This window comes from Actinomadura darangshiensis (assembly GCF_004349235.1).
Taxonomy (GTDB): domain Bacteria; phylum Actinomycetota; class Actinomycetes; order Streptosporangiales; family Streptosporangiaceae; genus Spirillospora; species Spirillospora darangshiensis.
Window position 1 is genome coordinate 80478 of record NZ_SMKY01000001.1, and the last position, 16438, is coordinate 96915.

Here is a 16438-nt window from a genome sequence, read left to right on the forward strand (position 1 = left end):
CGGATGGGGATCCGCTCCCATCCGGCCTTCGTGCCGGGTTCAGCCGGCGCGGCGGGTCTGGTCGGGGACGTTGAAGCCGTTGACGCGGACGTCGGGCTTGGCGGACGTGGCGGAGTAGCGGGCGGTGATGGTCTGCTGCTCGCCGGGCCAGAGCGTGATGTCGTTGTCGCTCCAGCGGATCGGCAGCACCTGCGTGCCTCCGGCGAACAGGTCGGCGCGGGTGAACAGAGCCGGGGTGCCGCCGTGGCCGACGTTGCGGACGGTCACGCTCGTCACCATCTCGCGGCCCTCGCGGCGGGTGGTGGCCTGAACCTTGATGTCGGCGGGCTTGAGGGTGCGCAGGCCGGTCAGGTCGGCGTAGCCGTCCTTCTGGAAGACGGCGAACCCATTGGACGGGGTGTACTTGCCGGGCGCGTGGGTCTTCGGCCAGTCGACCCGGTCGGCCTTCGTCGACAGCCAGTACACGTTGCGGCTGACGACCTCGGAACCGCGGGTGAGGGTGAGCTTCTCAAAGTAGGTCTTCGAGATGCCGGCCGGGACCTTCGGGTGCAGGACGGTCCGCACGTCCTGGCTGCCCAGCGCCCCGACGGGCGCGGTGGCCGTGGCGCGGACCTTGCCGTCGATGTCGATGATCTGCGCGGTGGCGCGCAGGCCGTCCTGGCGGGCGCCGGTCAGGTTGGCGACCTTGACGGAGCCGTCGTCGTAGTCGTACATGACGTGCACCGGCTCGTTGGCCTTCTTCGCGCCGAAGTAGACGCCCGGCTGGTCGAAGTCGGAGCCGTACATGCTCCACTGGAGCGACGGCCACGCCTTGTTCAGCATCCAGTAGATGATCCCGGTGCTGGGGTTCGCCTTGTCGGTGGAGTTGCCGATGTACGACTCGAACTGCGCGCGGGTGACCTCGTACTCACCGAGCTGGACGGTCTTCTGGTACGAGCCGGCGTCCTTCCAGGGGCCGTACCGGTGCCACAGCGGGGTGTTGTAGACGCCCATCCGGGACAGGCGCGTGTAGTCGGCGTAGAGGAACGTGTGATACATGTCCTGGCCGGCGGTCTGGCCCTTGGCGGTCGCCGGGTCCCAGATCTTCTTCTGCTCGGCCGGGGAGAGGAAGCGGTTCAGCGAGTCCTGCGTCGGGATGGTGTTGCCGGTGCTGACCTCGGTGTCGAACCCCCAGGCGCTGCCGGTCATGCTGAGCGTCGGGTCGTCGGTGTTGACGGTCTCCCGCCTGTTGTTCCACAGGGCGCCCGGCGGGAAGTAGTTGTAGCCGCCCTCCTTGGCGCCGGACGTCCCGAGCTTGGGCGACGACTGGTACACGGCCGCGGCGACCTGCGGGAGCCGGAAGTCGGCCTCCTCGAACGCCTTCAGGTAGAGGGCCTCCTTCTCCGGCTCGGGCGCGTTGTCGCTGCCCTGGAAGAAGGTGAAGACGCTCGGGTGGTCGCGGAGCCGCGCCGCCATCGTGCCCGCCTGGTTGGACGCGTTGGCCTTGACGACGTCCGACCAGGTCGACCACTTGCCCTCCCACAGGCCGCAGCACTGCCAGCCCGGCATGGCGAGGACGCCCGCCCGGTCGAGCTGGGCGAACATGTCGCCGGGCGGGAAGTTGCCCTCGAACCGGACCGCGTTCAGGCCCATGTTCCGGATGTAGGAGATCTGGTGGGAGACGTTGGACGGGGAGTAGCGCAGGAAGAGGTCCGGCGACCATCCGGCGCCGCGGATCACCAGCGGCTTGCCGTTGACGATGAACTGCCGGTAGCCGTCCTTGCCGTGGGTCTTGCCGGGGACGGGCTTGGTGAGCCGCGACGTCACCGTCCGGATGCCGAAATCCTCGGCGGCGGCGCTGGACACCGTTCCGCCCACGGACGCGTCCAGCGCGAGGTGGTACATCGGCTGGTCGCCCATCTGGTACGGCCACCACACGGCCGGGTGCTCCAGGTGGAGGCCGGGGCAGTCCGCCTTGGTGATCGCAACGGTGCGGGTCGCGTGCGCGGGCACCGTGACCGTGGCCTTGCAGGCGACGCGGGTGGAGCCGTGCGTCACCGTCCCGGACACCACCACCCGCTGCGCCGACCCGGTGTTGTTTCGCACGTCGGCCTTGACGGTCAGGTCGGCGGTGGACAGGTCGGGGGCGTCGTCCTGCAACACGTGCGCGTTGCGGACCGAGACCGGCCCCTCCTGGACGATCTGCGGCGCGTACTGCAGCCCGGTGTTCTGGTCGGGCGCCATCGGGTTCCAGTCGACCTGGTTCTGCGTCAGGTACCGCATGGGCGTGTCGAACTTGGTGATGTCGGCGTCGTTGCGGGAGACGTCGAGCGCGATGGCGTTCGCCCCGTCCCGGACGTAGGGCGTGATGTCGTACTCCAGCCGGGCGTACGAGCCCTGGAGCCGGTCGCCCGCGGCGATCTTCTTCCCGTTGATCCAGAGGTCGGCCTTTCCGGAGACGCCGTTCATCACCAGTGACGTGCGGCCGCCTTTCCGGGGGTGGACGGTGAGCTGCTCGCGGTACCACCAGTTCACATCGAACTGCTTGGCCGGCACTTTCGCCATGGTGTCGTTGTGGAAGATGTCCGGGTACCGGCCGTTCTCCAGCAGGCCCGCCATCAGCGTTTCGGGCCGGGACAGCGGCAGCCAGCCCTTGGTCGAATAGTCCGGCCGGGAGATCTCGGCACCGGTGTCGCGGATGTCGGCGGACGACCGGATCGCCCAGCCGGAGGTCAGTTCCGTGGTCCCGGAGGACCGGATCCGCTGCACGCCGGGCCGGTGCCCGGCGAAGGCGCGGGCCGGCATGGCGGGGGCCAGCGTCCCGGCGAGGGCGAGCGCGGCGCACAGCGCCGTTGTTCGAGTCCTGGACCCGCTCATGTGTCCATCACCCCTTAATGCGGCCCGGGCACTTCCCGGCGGCCGATGCCCTCAATGCTCGGCCGGGCACCACCCACCGGTCCGTAGGCCCAGGACGCCAATGGGGGTAGTGCTAAGCCCCCTGCTTCGAACCGCGGGTATGGATTCGGTTGCGGCGCTTGGCGGCGCGGAGGAACAGGACGGTCGGGACGAGGCACACCAGGATGGCGAAGATGCTGGCCTCGGGGCCGAAGTCGCCGCCGGTCAATGCCTGGGGGCCGGTGACGGAGGCGTCCAGCAGGCCCCCGCTGCCGGTCCCCGAGCCGGAGACGCTGGTGCCGAAGATGCCCTGCTCGGCCATGTTCCAGCCCAGGTGCAGGCCGATCGGCAGCCACAGCGAGCGGGTGGCGGCGTAGACCGCGCCGAACATCAGTCCGGCCTCGATGGCGATGGCCAGCGCGCCCCAGAGCGTCGCGTCCTCGTTGACCAGGTGCAGGCCGCCGAAGGCCAGCCCGGAGACGGCCAGCGCCCCCCACGTCCCGGCCTTCTCCTCCAGCACCCGGAACAGCGCGCCGCGGAACGTTAGCTCCTCCACGACCGAGACGCCGGTCATCACCCCCAGCGTCGTCAGCGCGCCGCCGATCGAACCCCAGCCGTGGACGTGGTAGCCGCCGACCATCGCGACCAGCGCGATGGTGGCGGCGAACAGGCCCAGCCCGAGGGCGATGCCCCGGTACAGTCCCAGCCTGGCCTGCGCGGGGGCCAGCTCCTGCGGGCTGCGGCGGCCCTCCAGGAACCGCACCAGCCCGGTATAGGCGGCGAGGGCGAGCCCACCGGCGGCCACCCCGGCGATCAGGGCGGTCAGCGGAGTGGCGTCGGCGGCGCCGTTGACCGCGGCGATGACGGAGTTCACCACCAGCATCAGCACGAACAGCACCGGCAGCCGGACCCACGCCGACGCGGCCCACCGCCTGGGGCCTCCTGGGGCGGATCCGGTCGGGTGGAGATCGGCACCGGACGGTCGCGTCGGCGCCTGCTGCTGGTCGGTTGCCACGGCTTCCTCCTCAAGGGGCCCGCTCCCGGCGGGTCGGCTTCGCTTTCGATGCCGAAAAGCTACGGGCGGCGACCACGGTGAGTAGTCACCAAGGAGTGAGCACTTGCCTCGTCCAGGGGTCCCCTGAGCGAGCTACCGGCCCTCCTCTCCGGGAAGGACACCGCGGCCGTTTCCGGACGCTACGGTCATGCAGGTGAATCTGATGGCCGCCGCGACGACCCGGCTCCGCGCACTGTCGCGCTGGTGGAGATCCCGTCCCGCCACCACTAGGGACATCGAGCTCGCGCTCGTGTTCACGCTGCTGTCGTTCGCGGAGCCGCTGTCGAAGATCGGGGCGCGGTTCGGCGACCTCCCCACCCATGACGCCTCTGCCGCGAGCGTGCTGCTGACGCTCGGGATGACGCTGCCGACCGCGATGCGCACCCGGTGGCCGGCCGTCTGCCTGGCGGTGGCGGGAGCCTCCTTCGCGGTGCATGAGTCCTTGGGATGCCCGCCGACCTTCGGCAGCCTGGGGCTGTACATCGCGCTGTACTCCGTGGGCGCCCACCAGGCCCGTTTCCGGCGGGTCGTGGCGGCTGGGGCGACGGGCGGTTACGTGGTCTTCGCCGTCGCCTTGCGGGCGCTGGACTCGCCCGCCGGACTGGCCGACTACCTGCTCTACTTCCTCGCCCTGGCGGCGATGTTCGGGTTGGGCGTGCTGGTCCGCGGGAGGCGGGCGCGCGAGGCCGAGCGCCGGCGGCTGTCCGCCGAGGCGGCCGTCACCGCGGAACGCGGCCGCCTGGCCCGGGAGCTGCACGACGTGGTGACGCACCACGTGACCGCGATGGTGGTGCAGTCCGGCGCGGCGCAGTACCTTACCGAGTCGCCGGAGAGCGTCACCGAGGCCCTCGGCGCGATCAACGGCACCGGCCGCCGCGCGCTGGCCGAGCTCCGGTTCCTGCTCGGTGTGCTGGAGGCGACCGGCGAGTCGGCGCCCCGGGAGCGGGTCCCGGTACCGGGCCGGGTGCCCGATCTGGTGGAGCAGACACGAGCGGGCGGCCAGCCGATCGAGCTGGTCGAGGACGGAGAGCGGGCGGACATGGCCATAGGCGCGCAGCTCACGGCGTATCGCGTCGTGCAGGAGTCCCTGACCAACGCCGTGAAGTACGCCGCCGGACGGCGAACGCTGGTGCGGCTCGCGCACACCCCCGGCTGGACCGACGTCGAGGTCACCACCGCGGGGACGGCCGGCGGCGCGCCCTCGTCCGCGGCGCTCCGCGACGGCGGCCCGCACGTGTCGGGAGGCCGCGGCCTGACCGGGCTGCGCGAACGGGTGGAGATGCTGGGCGGCGAGTTCACGGCAGGACCCGGCCCGGAGGGCGGGTTCCGCGTGCACGCGCGCATCCCCGCGGAAGGTGCGGCATGAGCGTCCCTCCCGCCGTGGTCCGGGTGCTGGTCTGCGAGGACCAGGCTCTCGTGCGCGCCGGCTTCGTCACGATCCTGAACAGCCAGTCCGACCTTGAGGTCGTGGGCGAGGCCCGGGACGGCCGGGCGGCGATCCGGGCCGCGGAGGAACTGAACCCGGACGTCGTCGTCATGGACATCCGCATGCCCCTGCTCGACGGAATCGAGGCCACCCGCCGCCTGGCGGGCCCCGAGTCCACGAGCCCCATGAAGATCCTGGTCGTCACGACCTTCAACGTCGACGAGTACGTGTACGAGGCCCTCCGCGCAGGCGCCAGCGGCTTCCTGCTGAAGGACGCCCCGCCGCCCGAACTGATCAACGCGGTGCGCACCGTCGCGCGCGGCGAGTCCCTCCTGGCCCCCGTCGTCACCCGCACCCTGATCGGCCGCTTCGCCGAGCATGTGCGTCCTGCCACGGCCCCCGCGTCCCCCGAGCGCGACCGCCTCAAGGTCCTCACCCCCCGCGAGCACGAGGTCCTCCTGCTCATCAGCGAGGGCCTGTCGAACGCCGAGATAGCCGCCGAGCTGGTCATCGGGCACGAGACCGTGAAGACCTACGTCTCGCGCATCCTCACCAAGCTGGACCTCCGCGACCGCGTCCAGGCGGTGGTCCTCGCGTACCGGGCGGGCGTGGCAGGCGGAGCAGACCGCCCCTGACGCTTCCGCGATCCCGCCGGGTCTCCCCCGAGCGAGCTACCCGGCCAATCTGATTTGTTCCCTCCAGGGTGAAGCCCCGAACCGGTGCTCTTTTGTTGAATTCCTGAATGCCGTGCCGGGCCGATGGTCCGGCACATTTTCGCTCGGGAAGGCAACACCATGACAATGACGCGCAATTCCGGGAACCGTCGGAATTCCGGCTTCGGCAGAGGGCTCCGGTTGGCCGCGGCGCTGGTGGTCTCAACAGCGGCCGGAACGACGCTGGCCGCATGCGGCGGGGACGCGGAGGACGCGCCGCACACCGCGGCGGCCGCCAAGAGCACGGCGCCGCCGCAGGCCGCGGACCCGGCCAAGCTCACCTGGGGCAAGTGCCCCGAGCCGGCCAAGGGGGCGACCCGGGACCCCCGTCTGACCTGCGCGACGGTGAAGGTCCCGCTGGACTACCGCGACCCGGGCGGCGCGAAGATCGACATTGCGGTGTCCCGGCTGCCCGCCGCCGAACCGGGAGAACGGCACGGCGTCCTGGTGCTGAATCCCGGTGGTCCCGGCCTGGGCGGCCTCGACATGCCCGCGACCATGGCGGCCGCGCTGCCGAAGTCCGTCCTCGGCGGCTACGACCTGATCGGCTTCGACCCGCGCGGAGTCGAGCACAGCACCCCGCAGAGCTGCGGTCTGAAGGACCCCAGCGTGCCCGGACTGTTCCCCTATCCCGCCGCGGACGGCTCGATCACCGAGAACGCGGCCCTCGCCAAGGCCGACGCCGACCAGTGTGCCCGCACGGCGGGAGAGCGTCTGAGGTTCTTCACCACCGCCAACACCGCCCGCGACATGGACCGCATCCGGCAGGCACTCGGCGAGGAGAAGATCTCCTACTGGGGCCAGTCCTACGGCACCTACCTCGGCGCCGTCTACAGGTCCCTGTTCCAGAACCGGACCGACCGGATGATCCTGGAAGGCAATGTCGACCCCACCAAGGTGTGGGCCGACGAAGTGGCCGACACGTGGGGCAAGGGCATGGCCGACCGGTTCCCCGACGCGGCCCGCGTCGCCGCGGCGCAGAACGGCACGCTCAAGCTGGGCGGCAGCGTCGCGCAGGTGACCCGCACCTACCTCGCCCTCGCCGACCGGCTCGACCGCAAGCCCGCGGCGGTGCCCGGCACGCCGCTGTCCTTGGACGGGGCACTGCTCCGGAACATCACCTACGGCATGCTCCAGCACAACGAGACCCTCCCGCCGCTCGTCACGTTCTGGAAGGCCGCCGGCGACCTGGCCCGCGGCAGCCTCACCGACGCCGACACGGCGGTCCTCAAGCAGGTGTTCGCCGACACCCCGCTCCCTCCAGGGGTCCCCGCGGACAACCAGGCCACCATGTTCCTGGCACTCACCTGCGGCGATGCCGAATGGCCGCATGACGTCCGCGGCTACGCCGCCCGCACCGCCGCCGACCGTAAGGCATGGCCGCTCACCGCGGGAATGCCGAGCAATATCTGGGCGTGCGCCTATTGGAAGAAGCCGATCGAACCGCCCGTCGCCGTAACCGAAAAGGGCCCGCGCAACACCCTGATCCTCCAGAACCGCCGCGACAACGCCACCCCGTGGGAGGGCGCCATCGGTCTCCGCAAGGCCCTCGGCAACGGTGCCGCCTTCGTCGGCGTCGACAATGGCGGGCATTACGTCTACAACGAGGGCTCGGCCTGCGCCGACAAGGCGACCATCGCCTTCCTGGCCACCGGCCAGCTGCCGGGCAAAGACGTTCACTGCACCGACGTCAGGAAGAAGTGACGGGTGCCGGTGTTGTCGCGTGGGTCCAGGCTTCGGCGAGTAGGTCGTAGGAGCGGACGCGGTCGGCGTGGTCGTGGGTGATCGTCGTGATGAGCAGCTCGTCGGCGCCGGTGACGCGCTGGAGGGTCGCGAGGCCGTGGGCGACCGTGCCCGGCGCGCCGGTGAACTGGGTGTGGACGCGGTCGGCGACCAGGTCGAGGTCCTCCGGGCGCCAGTCGTGGGCGGCGGCCTGTGCCGGGGTGGGGAACGGGATCGCGGCGAGCCGGGACCGGATGCTGTGCACCCACAGCGCGTACGGCGACGCCAGCTCCCTGGCCTGCTCGTCGGTCGGCGCCACCACCACGTCGGCGGACACGACGACGTACGGCTCGTCCAGCACGTCCGACGGCTGGAACGCCGCCCGGTACGCCTTGACGGCCTCCAGCACGTTGGACGGGCTGACGTGGTAGTTCGCCGCGAACGGCAGCCCGCGCGCACCCGCCGCGCGGGCGCTCTGGCCGCCGCTGCTGCCGAGGATCCACAGCTCCAGCGAGGCGCCCTCGCCGGGGTTGGCGTGCGCCTCGCGGCCGTCCTTGGCGAAGGTGCCGGCGAGGAGCGCGGCGATGTCGTCCACGACGCCGTCGAAGTCGGGCGACTCGGCGCCCGGCTGCTGGAGCAGGGCGCCGTGCAGCCCGAACGCGGCGGTCCCGGCGAGCCGCGTGTAGTCGAACGGAGCGGGGATGAGCAGGCCGTCCACCACCTCGGCCTCGCGGGCGGGCGGGGGTGCGCCGCGGGCCGCCTCGGTGCGGCGCTGCCCGGAGCGGCCGAGCCCGAGGTCGATCCGGCCGGGGTGCAGCGCGTCGATCGTGCCGAACTGCTCGACGATGGACAGCGGCGTCCAGTGGCCGGTCTGCACCGCGCCGGAGCCGACGCGGATCCGGGACGTGGCCGCGGCGACCGCCTCGATCAGGACCTGCGGTGCGGCGCTGGCGACGCCCGGCGCGAGGTGGTGCTCGGCGAGCCAGTACCGGCGGTAGCCGGCGGCCTCGGCGCGGCGCGCCAGGTCGAGGGTGTTGCGGAGCGCGTCGCGCGCGGTGCCGCCGGCGGGGACGGGCGCGAGGTCGAGGACGGAGAGGGGGATCACGGGTGCCTCCCGGCGGCGGTCGGGGCGGACGGGAACGGGCGGCTCGGGATGTCCCGGCGCAGGACGGGCGCGACGTCGCTCTGGAACAGCTCCAGGGACGCGCGGTGCAGGTCAGCGGGGAGCCCGTCGGGGTCGGCCTGGACGTGCATGACCTCGTGCCCGAGCCGGTCGTGGTAGCGGTGGACCTTGTCGATGACCTGCTGCGGGCTGCCGATGAGCGCGGAGCCGCGCGCGATGGCGTCCTCGACCGAGTCGAAGACGGGGGTGACGCCGTTGCGGCGGAACAGCGCCTGCCGCGCCTCGAACACCGGCCGGTACACCTCGACGGCGTCCTGGGATCTGGGGGCGACGCAGAGGCCGGCGCTGCCGGCTCCGACCAGGGCGTCCGCGGGGTCGTGGCCGTGGTGCGCCCAGCGTTCCCGGTAGTGGGCGACCAGTTCGGCGTACGGCTCGACTGGGTTGGTGACGTTGGCGGAGAACAGCGGGTCGCCGTAGCGGGCGGCGAGTTCGACGGACTCCTTGCTGGTGGCGCTGCCGTGCCAGACGCGAACGGGGCGCTGGAGCGGCCGCGGCAGCACCTCGGCCCGGTCCAGCGGCGGCCGGTGCTTGCCCCACCAGGTGACGGCGTCCTCGCGCCATAGCCGGCGGAACAGCTCGTAGCCTTCGCGGTTGCGGTCCCACTGGTCCTCGGCGGTGACGTCGAACAGCGCGGCCTGCGCGGTGCCGTTGCCCTTCCCGATGATCAGTTCGAGGCGTCCGCCGGACAGGTGGTCCAGCGTGGCGTAGTCCTCGTAGGCGCGGACGGGGTCCAGGAGGCTGAGCGTGGTGACGGCCGTGAACAGCCGGATCGCGGACGTGCGGGCCGCGATGTGCGCGAGCACGACCGGCGGCGAGGACGACAGGAACGGCCGCTCGTGGCGCTCGCCGACGCCGAAGCCGTCGAAGCCGAGCCGTTCGGCGAGGACGGCGTGCTCGACGACGTCGCGGAGCCGTTCGGTGACCGGCTTGAGCACGCCCGTGCGCGGGTCGGGGGCGTGCACGATGAGGGTGATCGCGAGGAACCTCATGCGGTCGCGTAGCGGTTGGCGGGACGGGACAGGCCGAGGTGGCCGCGCAGCGTCGCGGTGTCGTACCGGGTCCGGAACGCGCCGCGGTTTTGGAGGATCGGGACGAGCCCCCGCGTGATCGCCGCCAGGTCGAGGGGGAGGACGGCGGGGCGCAGCCGGAACCCGTCCAGACCCGCGTCGCGCCAGTCGAGCAGAAGGTCGGCCAGTTCGCCGGGGGTGCCGGCGAAGATCTCGGCGTCGGAGGTGAGGGCGGCGCCGTCGAGCCCGTCCAGGCGGGCCTTGCGGGCGAGTGCCGCGCCCGGCTCCTCGTCGAGCAGCACGACGAGGTCGGCGAAGACCTTGAGCGGGTCGCCGGGCCGGTCGACGGTCCGTTCCGCCTCGCGGACCTGGGCGATGATGGTGACGGCGTCGGGCCGCGAGTGCGGGGTGATGTAGACGACGTCGGCGCCGCGGGCGGCGAACTCGTAGGGCCCGACGTCGTGCGCGAGGGCGGTGACGAGCGGCTGGCCCTGCGGCGGGCGCGGGGTGATCGAGGGGCCGCGAACGCTGAAGCGGGCGCCCTCGAAGTCGATGTAGTGCAGCTTGTCGCGGTCCAGGAAGCGGCCGGTGGCGGCGTCGCGGATCTCGGCGTCGTCCTCCCAGCTGTCCCAGAGCCGCCGCACCACCTCGACGAAGTCGGCGGCCTCCCCGAACAGCTCGGCGCTGAACGCCTTCCCGTCCGGGGTCGCGAACCACGGCAGGTCGAACTCGGGGAACGTCCGGCGGCCGAAGTGGGCGGCGTCGGAGAGCCGCGCGCCCGCGACCTGCGGCCGCCAGCCCGCGCGCCCTTGGCTCGCGTAGTCCAGGGACGCGATGCCGGTGGAGACGTGGAACGGCTCGGTGTGCGTGGTGATCGTGGTCGGGACGAGCCCGATCCGGGCGGTGGCGGGCGCGAGCCGGGCGGCGACCAGGACGGCGTCGAGGCGGCCCCGCACCTGGTCGGTGCGGTCGTCGGGCGCGGTCGGCCCGGACGACTGGAGGCCGAGGGAGTCCTCGATGGTGAGGAAGTCGAGCAGGCCGCGTTCGGCCTCGGCGGCCAGGTCCGTCCAGTAGCCGGCGGTGAACAGCTCGCCGGGGAGGGCGGCGGGGTCGCGCCAGGCGGCCGGGTGCCAGCCCGCGTCGGTGAGCGCGGCGGCCAGGTGCAGGCCGGTCATGACGCCTCCTCGTGGGCGCGGGGTCCCCGGAGGCCGAGGTGGTCGCGCAGCGTAGGTCCGGTGTAGTCGGTGCGGAACACGCCCTTCTCCTGCAGCAGCGGGACGACGTGCTCGACGAGGTCGTCGAGGCCGCCCGGGGTCAGGTGCGGGACGAACACGAAGCCGTCGGCGGCGTCGGTCTGGACGAACTCGTCGATCCGGTCGGCGACGGTGCGCGCGGTGCCGACGAACGTCTGCCGCGCGCTCGCCTCGATGACCAGCTCGCGGATGCTGAGGCCGCGCTCGGCGGCGAGGGCCCGCCACCGGCGGACGGTCTCGCCGCGGTCGCCGCGGAACTGCGCGCGGCCCTTCGAGACGCCCTCGTCGAGGTCGGGTTCGATGTCGGGGAGCGGCCCGTCGGGGTCGTAGGCGGACAGGTCCCGTCCCCAGTAGCCCTCCAGGAACGCGATGGCGTTCTGCGGGGAGACCTGCCCGCGGCGGATCTCGGCGGCGCGTTCGGCCGCGTCCTCCTCGGTGTCGCCCAGCACGTAGGTGACCGCCGGCATGATCTTCAGGTCGTCCGGGCGGCGGCCGTACCGGGCGAGCCGGCTCTTGACGTCCTTGTAGAAGGCGCGGCCGTCCTCCAGGGTGCCGTGCCGGCTGAAGATGACGTCGGCGTCGGCGGCGGCGAACTCGCGGCCGGCGGGCGAGTCGCCCGCCTGGATGATCACGGGGTGGCCCTGCGGCGGGCGCGGCACGTTGAACCGGCCCGCGATGTCGAACTGCGGGCCGCGGTGCGCGAACGCGCCGGCGCCGGGGCGGGCGAACTCCCCCTTCGCCGGGTCGGCGGGCACGTCGCCGCCGCCCCAGGAGTCCCACAGTTCGCGGGCGGTGTGCAGGAACTCGGCGGCGCGGGTGTAGCGGTCGGCCTCGGCCAGGAAGCCGCCGCGCCGGAAGTTCTCACCGGTGAACGCGTCCCAGCTGGTCACGACGTTCCAGGCGGCGCGGCCTCCGCTGAGGTGGTCGACGGTGGCGAGGCGGCGCGCCACCTCGTAGGGCTCGTTGAAGGTGGAGTTGACGGTCGCGGCGAGGCCGAGGCGGGTGGTGACGGCCGACAGCGCCGACAGCACGGTCAGCGACTCGGGACGTCCCGCCACGTCCAGGTCGTGGATGCGTCCCTTCATCTCCCGCAGCCGCAGGCCCTCGGCGAGGAAGAAGAAGTCGAACCTGCCGCGCTCGGCGGTCTCGGCGAGGTGGACGAACGACCCGAGGTCGATCTGGCTGGCCGACCGGGGGTCCGTCCAGACGGTGGTGTTGTTGACGCCCGGGAAGTGGGCCGCCAGATGGATCTGCTTGACGGGCATCAGCGGGCTCCCGCGGTCGAGCCGGCGAGCGCGGCGGACACCTGCGGGGCGACGAGGTCCGCCCACGCGCCGAGCACCCCGGCGGCATCGGGCACCTGCGCCTCCAGGAACGCCAGCCCGGGGGTCGGAACGGTCGCGCCCAGCTCCACCAGGAGCGGCCGCAGGTGCACCTCCACGGCCAGGGAGTGCTTGGGGTCTCCCATCACCAGCAGCGGAAGCGCGACCGCCGAGGTGAGCGCGCCGCCGGGGAGGCGGTCGAGGAACACCTTCAGCAGGCCGGTGTAGGTGGCCTTGTAGGTCGGGCTCGCGACGACCAGGACGTCCGCCCGGGTGACCCGGTCGAGCGCGTCCCGCACCCCGGCCGCGGGCTCCGCGCCGAGCAGGACGGGTGCGAGCGCGGAGAGGTCGACGGCGTCCGGCTCTGCGGCGCGCCCGATCCGCCCGGCGACCGCTTCCGCGGCCTGGAGCGCGATTTGCAGCGTCCGGGACTCCGGACGCGGGTTCCCCACCAGGGCGAGGACGCTCACGACTCCGCCCCCTGCCCCGCGACGCGCTCGTAGGGGATCTTCTCGCCCGCCTCGACCGCGACCGGCAGCCGGTTCTCCGCGGGCGGCAGCGGGCACGTCGCGAACCCGGTGTACGCGCACGGCAGGTTGTGGGCCCGGTTGAAGTCGAGCGTCACCGTGCCGTCGGCGGCGGGCGCAGCGACGAACAGCGCGCGGTTCGCGGCGTAGGTGGTGACCCCGGACGTCGCGTCGGTGAACAGGATGAGCAAGTCGCCGGGCTCCTTGCCGTTGAACGCGGTGAGCGCGAGCGGCCGCCCGTCCAGCTCGAACTCGACCTTGCCGGGCGCGTCGTAGACGTGCTGGAGCCCCTCGACGGCGGCGCCGACGGTGGTCGGGAGCGGCGCGTCGAACGCGACGTAGCGGCCGGTCACCGCCCAGTGCGGGTCGGGCGGGAAGGCGGGCGTGCCGCGGAACTCGGTGCGCAGCGGATGGCCTGGGTGGCGGGGCCGGACGAGGTCGTTGCCGCCGCGCTTGGCGACCTCGATCGCCGCGTCCCCCCAGCGCGCGGTGACGCCACCGCGTTCGGGCAGCACGCCGAACCGGTGCTCGCCGCGCACGGGCTCGCCGTCCACGACCAGTTCCTCGCCGTCGCCGAGGACGACGGCCACGCCCTCGGGGCCGGTGGTCCAGACGCCCGGCGCGTCGGGGAGGCGGCGCGGCTCCCCGTCCAGGAAGTGCAGGCCGGTGATCGCGAGGAAGCCGTGCGGGTCGGCGAGCCGCGCCTCCTGTGCGGCGTGCCAGGTCCGCCACTCCGCCGCGAACGCCTCGGTGGTCGTCGTGGTCTGTTCGGTCATGTCCGGTCCTCCAACAGCCGTGCGCCTGGGGCGGCGATGGGCGCGTCCCCGCCGGGGATGGCGGCGAGCAGTTCGCGGGTGTAGTCGTGGGCCGGCGCGCCGAAGATGGCGCCGGTCGCGCCGGTCTCGACGACCCGCCCGGCCTTCATGACCGCGACGCGGTGCGCGATCTGCCGGACGACCGCGAGGTCGTGCGAGATGAACAGGTACGCGACGCCCATGCCGTCCTGCAGCTCGGCGAGCAGGTCCAGGACCTGCGCCTGGACCGACACGTCCAGCGCCGAGACGGGCTCGTCGCACACCACGAGGTCGGGTTCCAAGGCCAGCGCGCGGGCGATCGCGACGCGCTGCCGCGGGCCGGCGCTCCAGCGTCGCGGCCGGGAGCGCGACGCGGTCGAGCAGGTCGCGGGCGCGGGCCGTGCGGGACGCCCGGTCCCCGACCCGGAACGCCCGCAGCGGTTCGGTGACCACCTCGCCGATCGAGAACCGGGGGTCGAGGGAGGCGTACGGGTTCTGGTAGACGAGCTGGGCCCGGCGCCGCAGCCGGCGCAGCCCCGCCCCGCCCGCCGCGGTGACGTCCTCGCCGTCGAACACGATCCGGCCGGACGTCGGCGGGACGAGCCGCAGGATCAGCCGCGCGGTCGTCGACTTGCCCGACCCCGACTCGCCGACCAGCGCGAGCGTCCGGCCCCGGTGCAGGGTGAGGCCGATGTCGTCGACGGCGCGGACGGTCCGGCCGCGCGGCAGCGGGAAGTCCTTGACGAGGTGCTCGGCCGTGACCAGCACGGACTCGCCCGGCTCCGGCTCATCGGGCGGGGGCGCGGCGGGCCGGGCCCGGACGGCGGTGAGGCTCGGCGCGCTGTCCAGCAGCCGGCGCGTGTAGGCGTCCCGCGGGTCCTCGATGATCTGCCGCGCCGGGCCCGACTCCACGACGCGGCCCTGCGACATCACGGCGATCCGCGCGGCCCGGTCGGCGGCGACGCCGAGATCGTGGGTGACGAGCAGCACGGCGGTGCCGAGCTCCTCGGTCAGGTGCTGGAGGTGGTCGAGGATCCGGCGCTGCACGGTGACGTCCAGGGCGCTGGTCGGCTCGTCCGCGACGATCAGCTGCGGCCCGGCGGCGATCGCGACGGCGATCAGCGCACGCTGCCGCATGCCGCCCGACAGCTCGTGCGGGTACTGGCGCGCCCGGACCGCGGGCTCCGGCATCCCGGCGCGCTCCAGCGCCTCGGCCGCCGCCGCCGGCGCGCTGCGGCGGGTGGCGAGCCCGTGCAGCCGCAGCACCTCCGCGACCTGCTCGCCGATCCGCTTCACCGGGTTCAGCGAGACGCCCGGGTCCTGCGGGACCAGCCCGATCCGGGCGCCGCGGACGGTGCGCAGCTCCCGCTCCGAAAGCGCCGCCAGGTCGCGGCCCGCGAACCGGACAGCGCCGGCGTCGAGGGAGGCGTTCGGGGGCAGCAGCCGCAGCACGGCGTGCGCGGTCGTGCTCTTGCCCGAACCCGACTCCCCCACCAGCGCGACGATCTCCCCCGGCCGCACGTCCAGGCCGGCGCCGCGCACGGCCTCCACCCGGCTCGTCCTGGTCAGGTACGAGACGGACAGGTCCTCGATGGAAAGGAGCGGAGTCTCCTCGGGGCCGGTCACCGCCGCCCCCACTCGCCGTCGAGCGCCCGCGCGATCCGGTTCGTGGCGAGCACGGTCGCGGCGATCGTCAGGCCCGGCAGCGCGGTCATCCACCAGGCGTTCGCGAGGTAGTTGCGGCCGTCGGAGATCAGCGTCCCCCACTCCGGCGCGGGCGGCGCCGCGCCGTAGCCGAGGAAGCTCAGCGACGACACCGCCAGCACCGCCGTGCCGAAGTCCAGTGTCGCGAGCACCAGCACCGGCCCGATCGCGTTCGGCAGGACGTGCCGTCCGAGGACCGCGTACCAGCGCGTCCCGCAGGACCGGGCCGCCTCCACGAACACCGCCTGCCGGACCCGCAGCACCTCCGACCGCATCACCCGCGCGAACGTCGCGACGCTGGCGACGCCCACGGCGACCGCGACCTTCACCGTCCCGTAGCCGAGCGCGGTGACCAGCGCGAGCGACAGGTGCCCTGGTAGCCGCTCAGGTAGCCCTCCGCCAGAAGGCCGAGCGCGCCGAGCTTGGGGACGGCGTCGAAGTTGGCCTTGACGACCTCGGCGGTCAGCGCGGTGCCGTCGCTGAAGGTGACGCCGGGCCGCAGGTGGAAGGTGAACGTCCGGGCGTCATCGCCGATGGTCCAGCTCTGCGCGAGCCAGGGGACGATCTTGCCGGTGGACGGGTCCTGGTCGGTGAGCGAGTCGACGACCTGGCGTACCGAGTAGATGGTGTCGTTGCTGGCGACCTGCTGGGGGTCGGCGCAGCCCGCGTCGGACCCGACGGCGAAGGTCAGGGTGCCGCCGGTCCGGGGCGTCCCGGCGCCGCCGCCGGACGCGCCGCCGCCCGGTCCGCACGCGGTGAGCGCCGCCAGTCCGGCCGCCACGACGGCGGCGCTCCGCCACGCTCTCGGCGTCGCTCTCACGTGGACCTCTCCCCTCCAGGGCCTGCTGATCACCGTCAA

General features: G+C 73.2%; 13 protein-coding genes and 1 pseudogene. 3 read left to right on the forward strand and 11 right to left on the reverse strand.

Features of this window, described 5'->3' with window-relative positions:
* Nucleotides 1-39 precede the first annotated feature (39 nt).
* Nucleotides 40-2856, reverse strand: a complete 2817-nt coding sequence (locus tag E1293_RS00395; protein WP_132192518.1) for a glycoside hydrolase family 2 protein — start codon at nucleotides 2854-2856, stop codon at nucleotides 40-42.
* Between the two features lie 112 nt (nucleotides 2857-2968).
* A complete protein-coding gene (locus E1293_RS00400; protein ID WP_243715931.1) occupies nucleotides 2969-3889 on the reverse strand; it encodes a CPBP family intramembrane glutamic endopeptidase in 921 nt (306 codons plus the stop codon).
* Between the two features lie 187 nt (nucleotides 3890-4076).
* Here E1293_RS00400 and E1293_RS00405 point away from each other — a divergent pair, with 187 nt between their 5' ends.
* The 3 genes from E1293_RS00405 to E1293_RS00415 all read left to right on the forward strand — a co-directional run bounded on the left by E1293_RS00405 (nucleotide 4077) and on the right by E1293_RS00415 (nucleotide 7771).
* A complete protein-coding gene (locus E1293_RS00405; protein WP_132192520.1) occupies nucleotides 4077-5294 on the forward strand; it encodes a sensor histidine kinase in 1218 nt (405 codons plus the stop codon).
* The gene (locus tag E1293_RS00410) at nucleotides 5291-5989 is read left to right on the forward strand and encodes a response regulator transcription factor (RefSeq protein ID WP_132192522.1); all 699 of its coding nucleotides are present in this window, start codon (nucleotides 5291-5293) and stop codon (nucleotides 5987-5989) included. Before E1293_RS00405 ends, E1293_RS00410 begins: the two co-directional genes overlap by 4 nt.
* A 219-nt stretch (nucleotides 5990-6208) precedes the next feature.
* A complete protein-coding gene (locus E1293_RS00415) occupies nucleotides 6209-7771 on the forward strand; it encodes an alpha/beta hydrolase (RefSeq protein WP_207938591.1) in 1563 nt (520 codons plus the stop codon).
* Here the strand turns inward: E1293_RS00415 and E1293_RS00420 are convergent.
* The 9 genes and pseudogenes from E1293_RS00420 to E1293_RS00460 form a co-directional block, all read right to left on the reverse strand.
* The gene (locus tag E1293_RS00420) at nucleotides 7758-8894 is read right to left on the reverse strand and encodes an MsnO8 family LLM class oxidoreductase (RefSeq protein WP_132192526.1); all 1137 of its coding nucleotides are present in this window, start codon (nucleotides 8892-8894) and stop codon (nucleotides 7758-7760) included. The genes E1293_RS00415 and E1293_RS00420 overlap by 14 nt on opposite strands.
* On the reverse strand, nucleotides 8891-9961 hold the full coding sequence (locus E1293_RS00425) for an LLM class flavin-dependent oxidoreductase (protein WP_132192528.1): 1071 nt from the start codon (nucleotides 9959-9961) through the stop codon (nucleotides 8891-8893). Before E1293_RS00425 ends, E1293_RS00420 begins: the two co-directional genes overlap by 4 nt.
* A complete protein-coding gene (locus E1293_RS00430; protein WP_132192530.1) occupies nucleotides 9958-11154 on the reverse strand; it encodes an LLM class flavin-dependent oxidoreductase in 1197 nt (398 codons plus the stop codon). The genes E1293_RS00425 and E1293_RS00430 overlap by 4 nt, the downstream gene beginning before the upstream one ends.
* Complete coding sequence (locus E1293_RS00435; protein ID WP_132192532.1) at nucleotides 11151-12497, reverse strand: NtaA/DmoA family FMN-dependent monooxygenase; 1347 nt, start codon at nucleotides 12495-12497, stop codon at nucleotides 11151-11153. Before E1293_RS00435 ends, E1293_RS00430 begins: the two co-directional genes overlap by 4 nt.
* Nucleotides 12497-13024, reverse strand: coding sequence for an NADPH-dependent FMN reductase (locus tag E1293_RS00440; RefSeq protein ID WP_132192534.1), 528 nt, complete (start codon nucleotides 13022-13024; stop codon nucleotides 12497-12499). Before E1293_RS00440 ends, E1293_RS00435 begins: the two co-directional genes overlap by 1 nt.
* Nucleotides 13021-13857: a DUF1684 domain-containing protein gene (locus tag E1293_RS00445; RefSeq protein WP_132192536.1), complete on the reverse strand. Its 837-nt coding sequence runs from the start codon at nucleotides 13855-13857 to the stop codon at nucleotides 13021-13023. The genes E1293_RS00440 and E1293_RS00445 overlap by 4 nt, the downstream gene beginning before the upstream one ends.
* A pseudogene (locus tag E1293_RS00450) lies at nucleotides 13854-15594 on the reverse strand (dipeptide ABC transporter ATP-binding protein). The gene E1293_RS00445 and the pseudogene E1293_RS00450 overlap by 4 nt, the downstream one beginning before the upstream one ends.
* On the reverse strand, nucleotides 15498-15908 hold the full coding sequence (locus tag E1293_RS00455; protein ID WP_243715932.1) for an ABC transporter permease: 411 nt from the start codon (nucleotides 15906-15908) through the stop codon (nucleotides 15498-15500). Before E1293_RS00455 ends, E1293_RS00450 begins: the two are co-directional and overlap by 97 nt.
* Complete coding sequence (locus E1293_RS00460; RefSeq protein ID WP_243715933.1) at nucleotides 15905-16399, reverse strand: ABC transporter substrate-binding protein; 495 nt, start codon at nucleotides 16397-16399, stop codon at nucleotides 15905-15907. Before E1293_RS00460 ends, E1293_RS00455 begins: the two co-directional genes overlap by 4 nt.
* Nucleotides 16400-16438 lie beyond the last annotated feature (39 nt).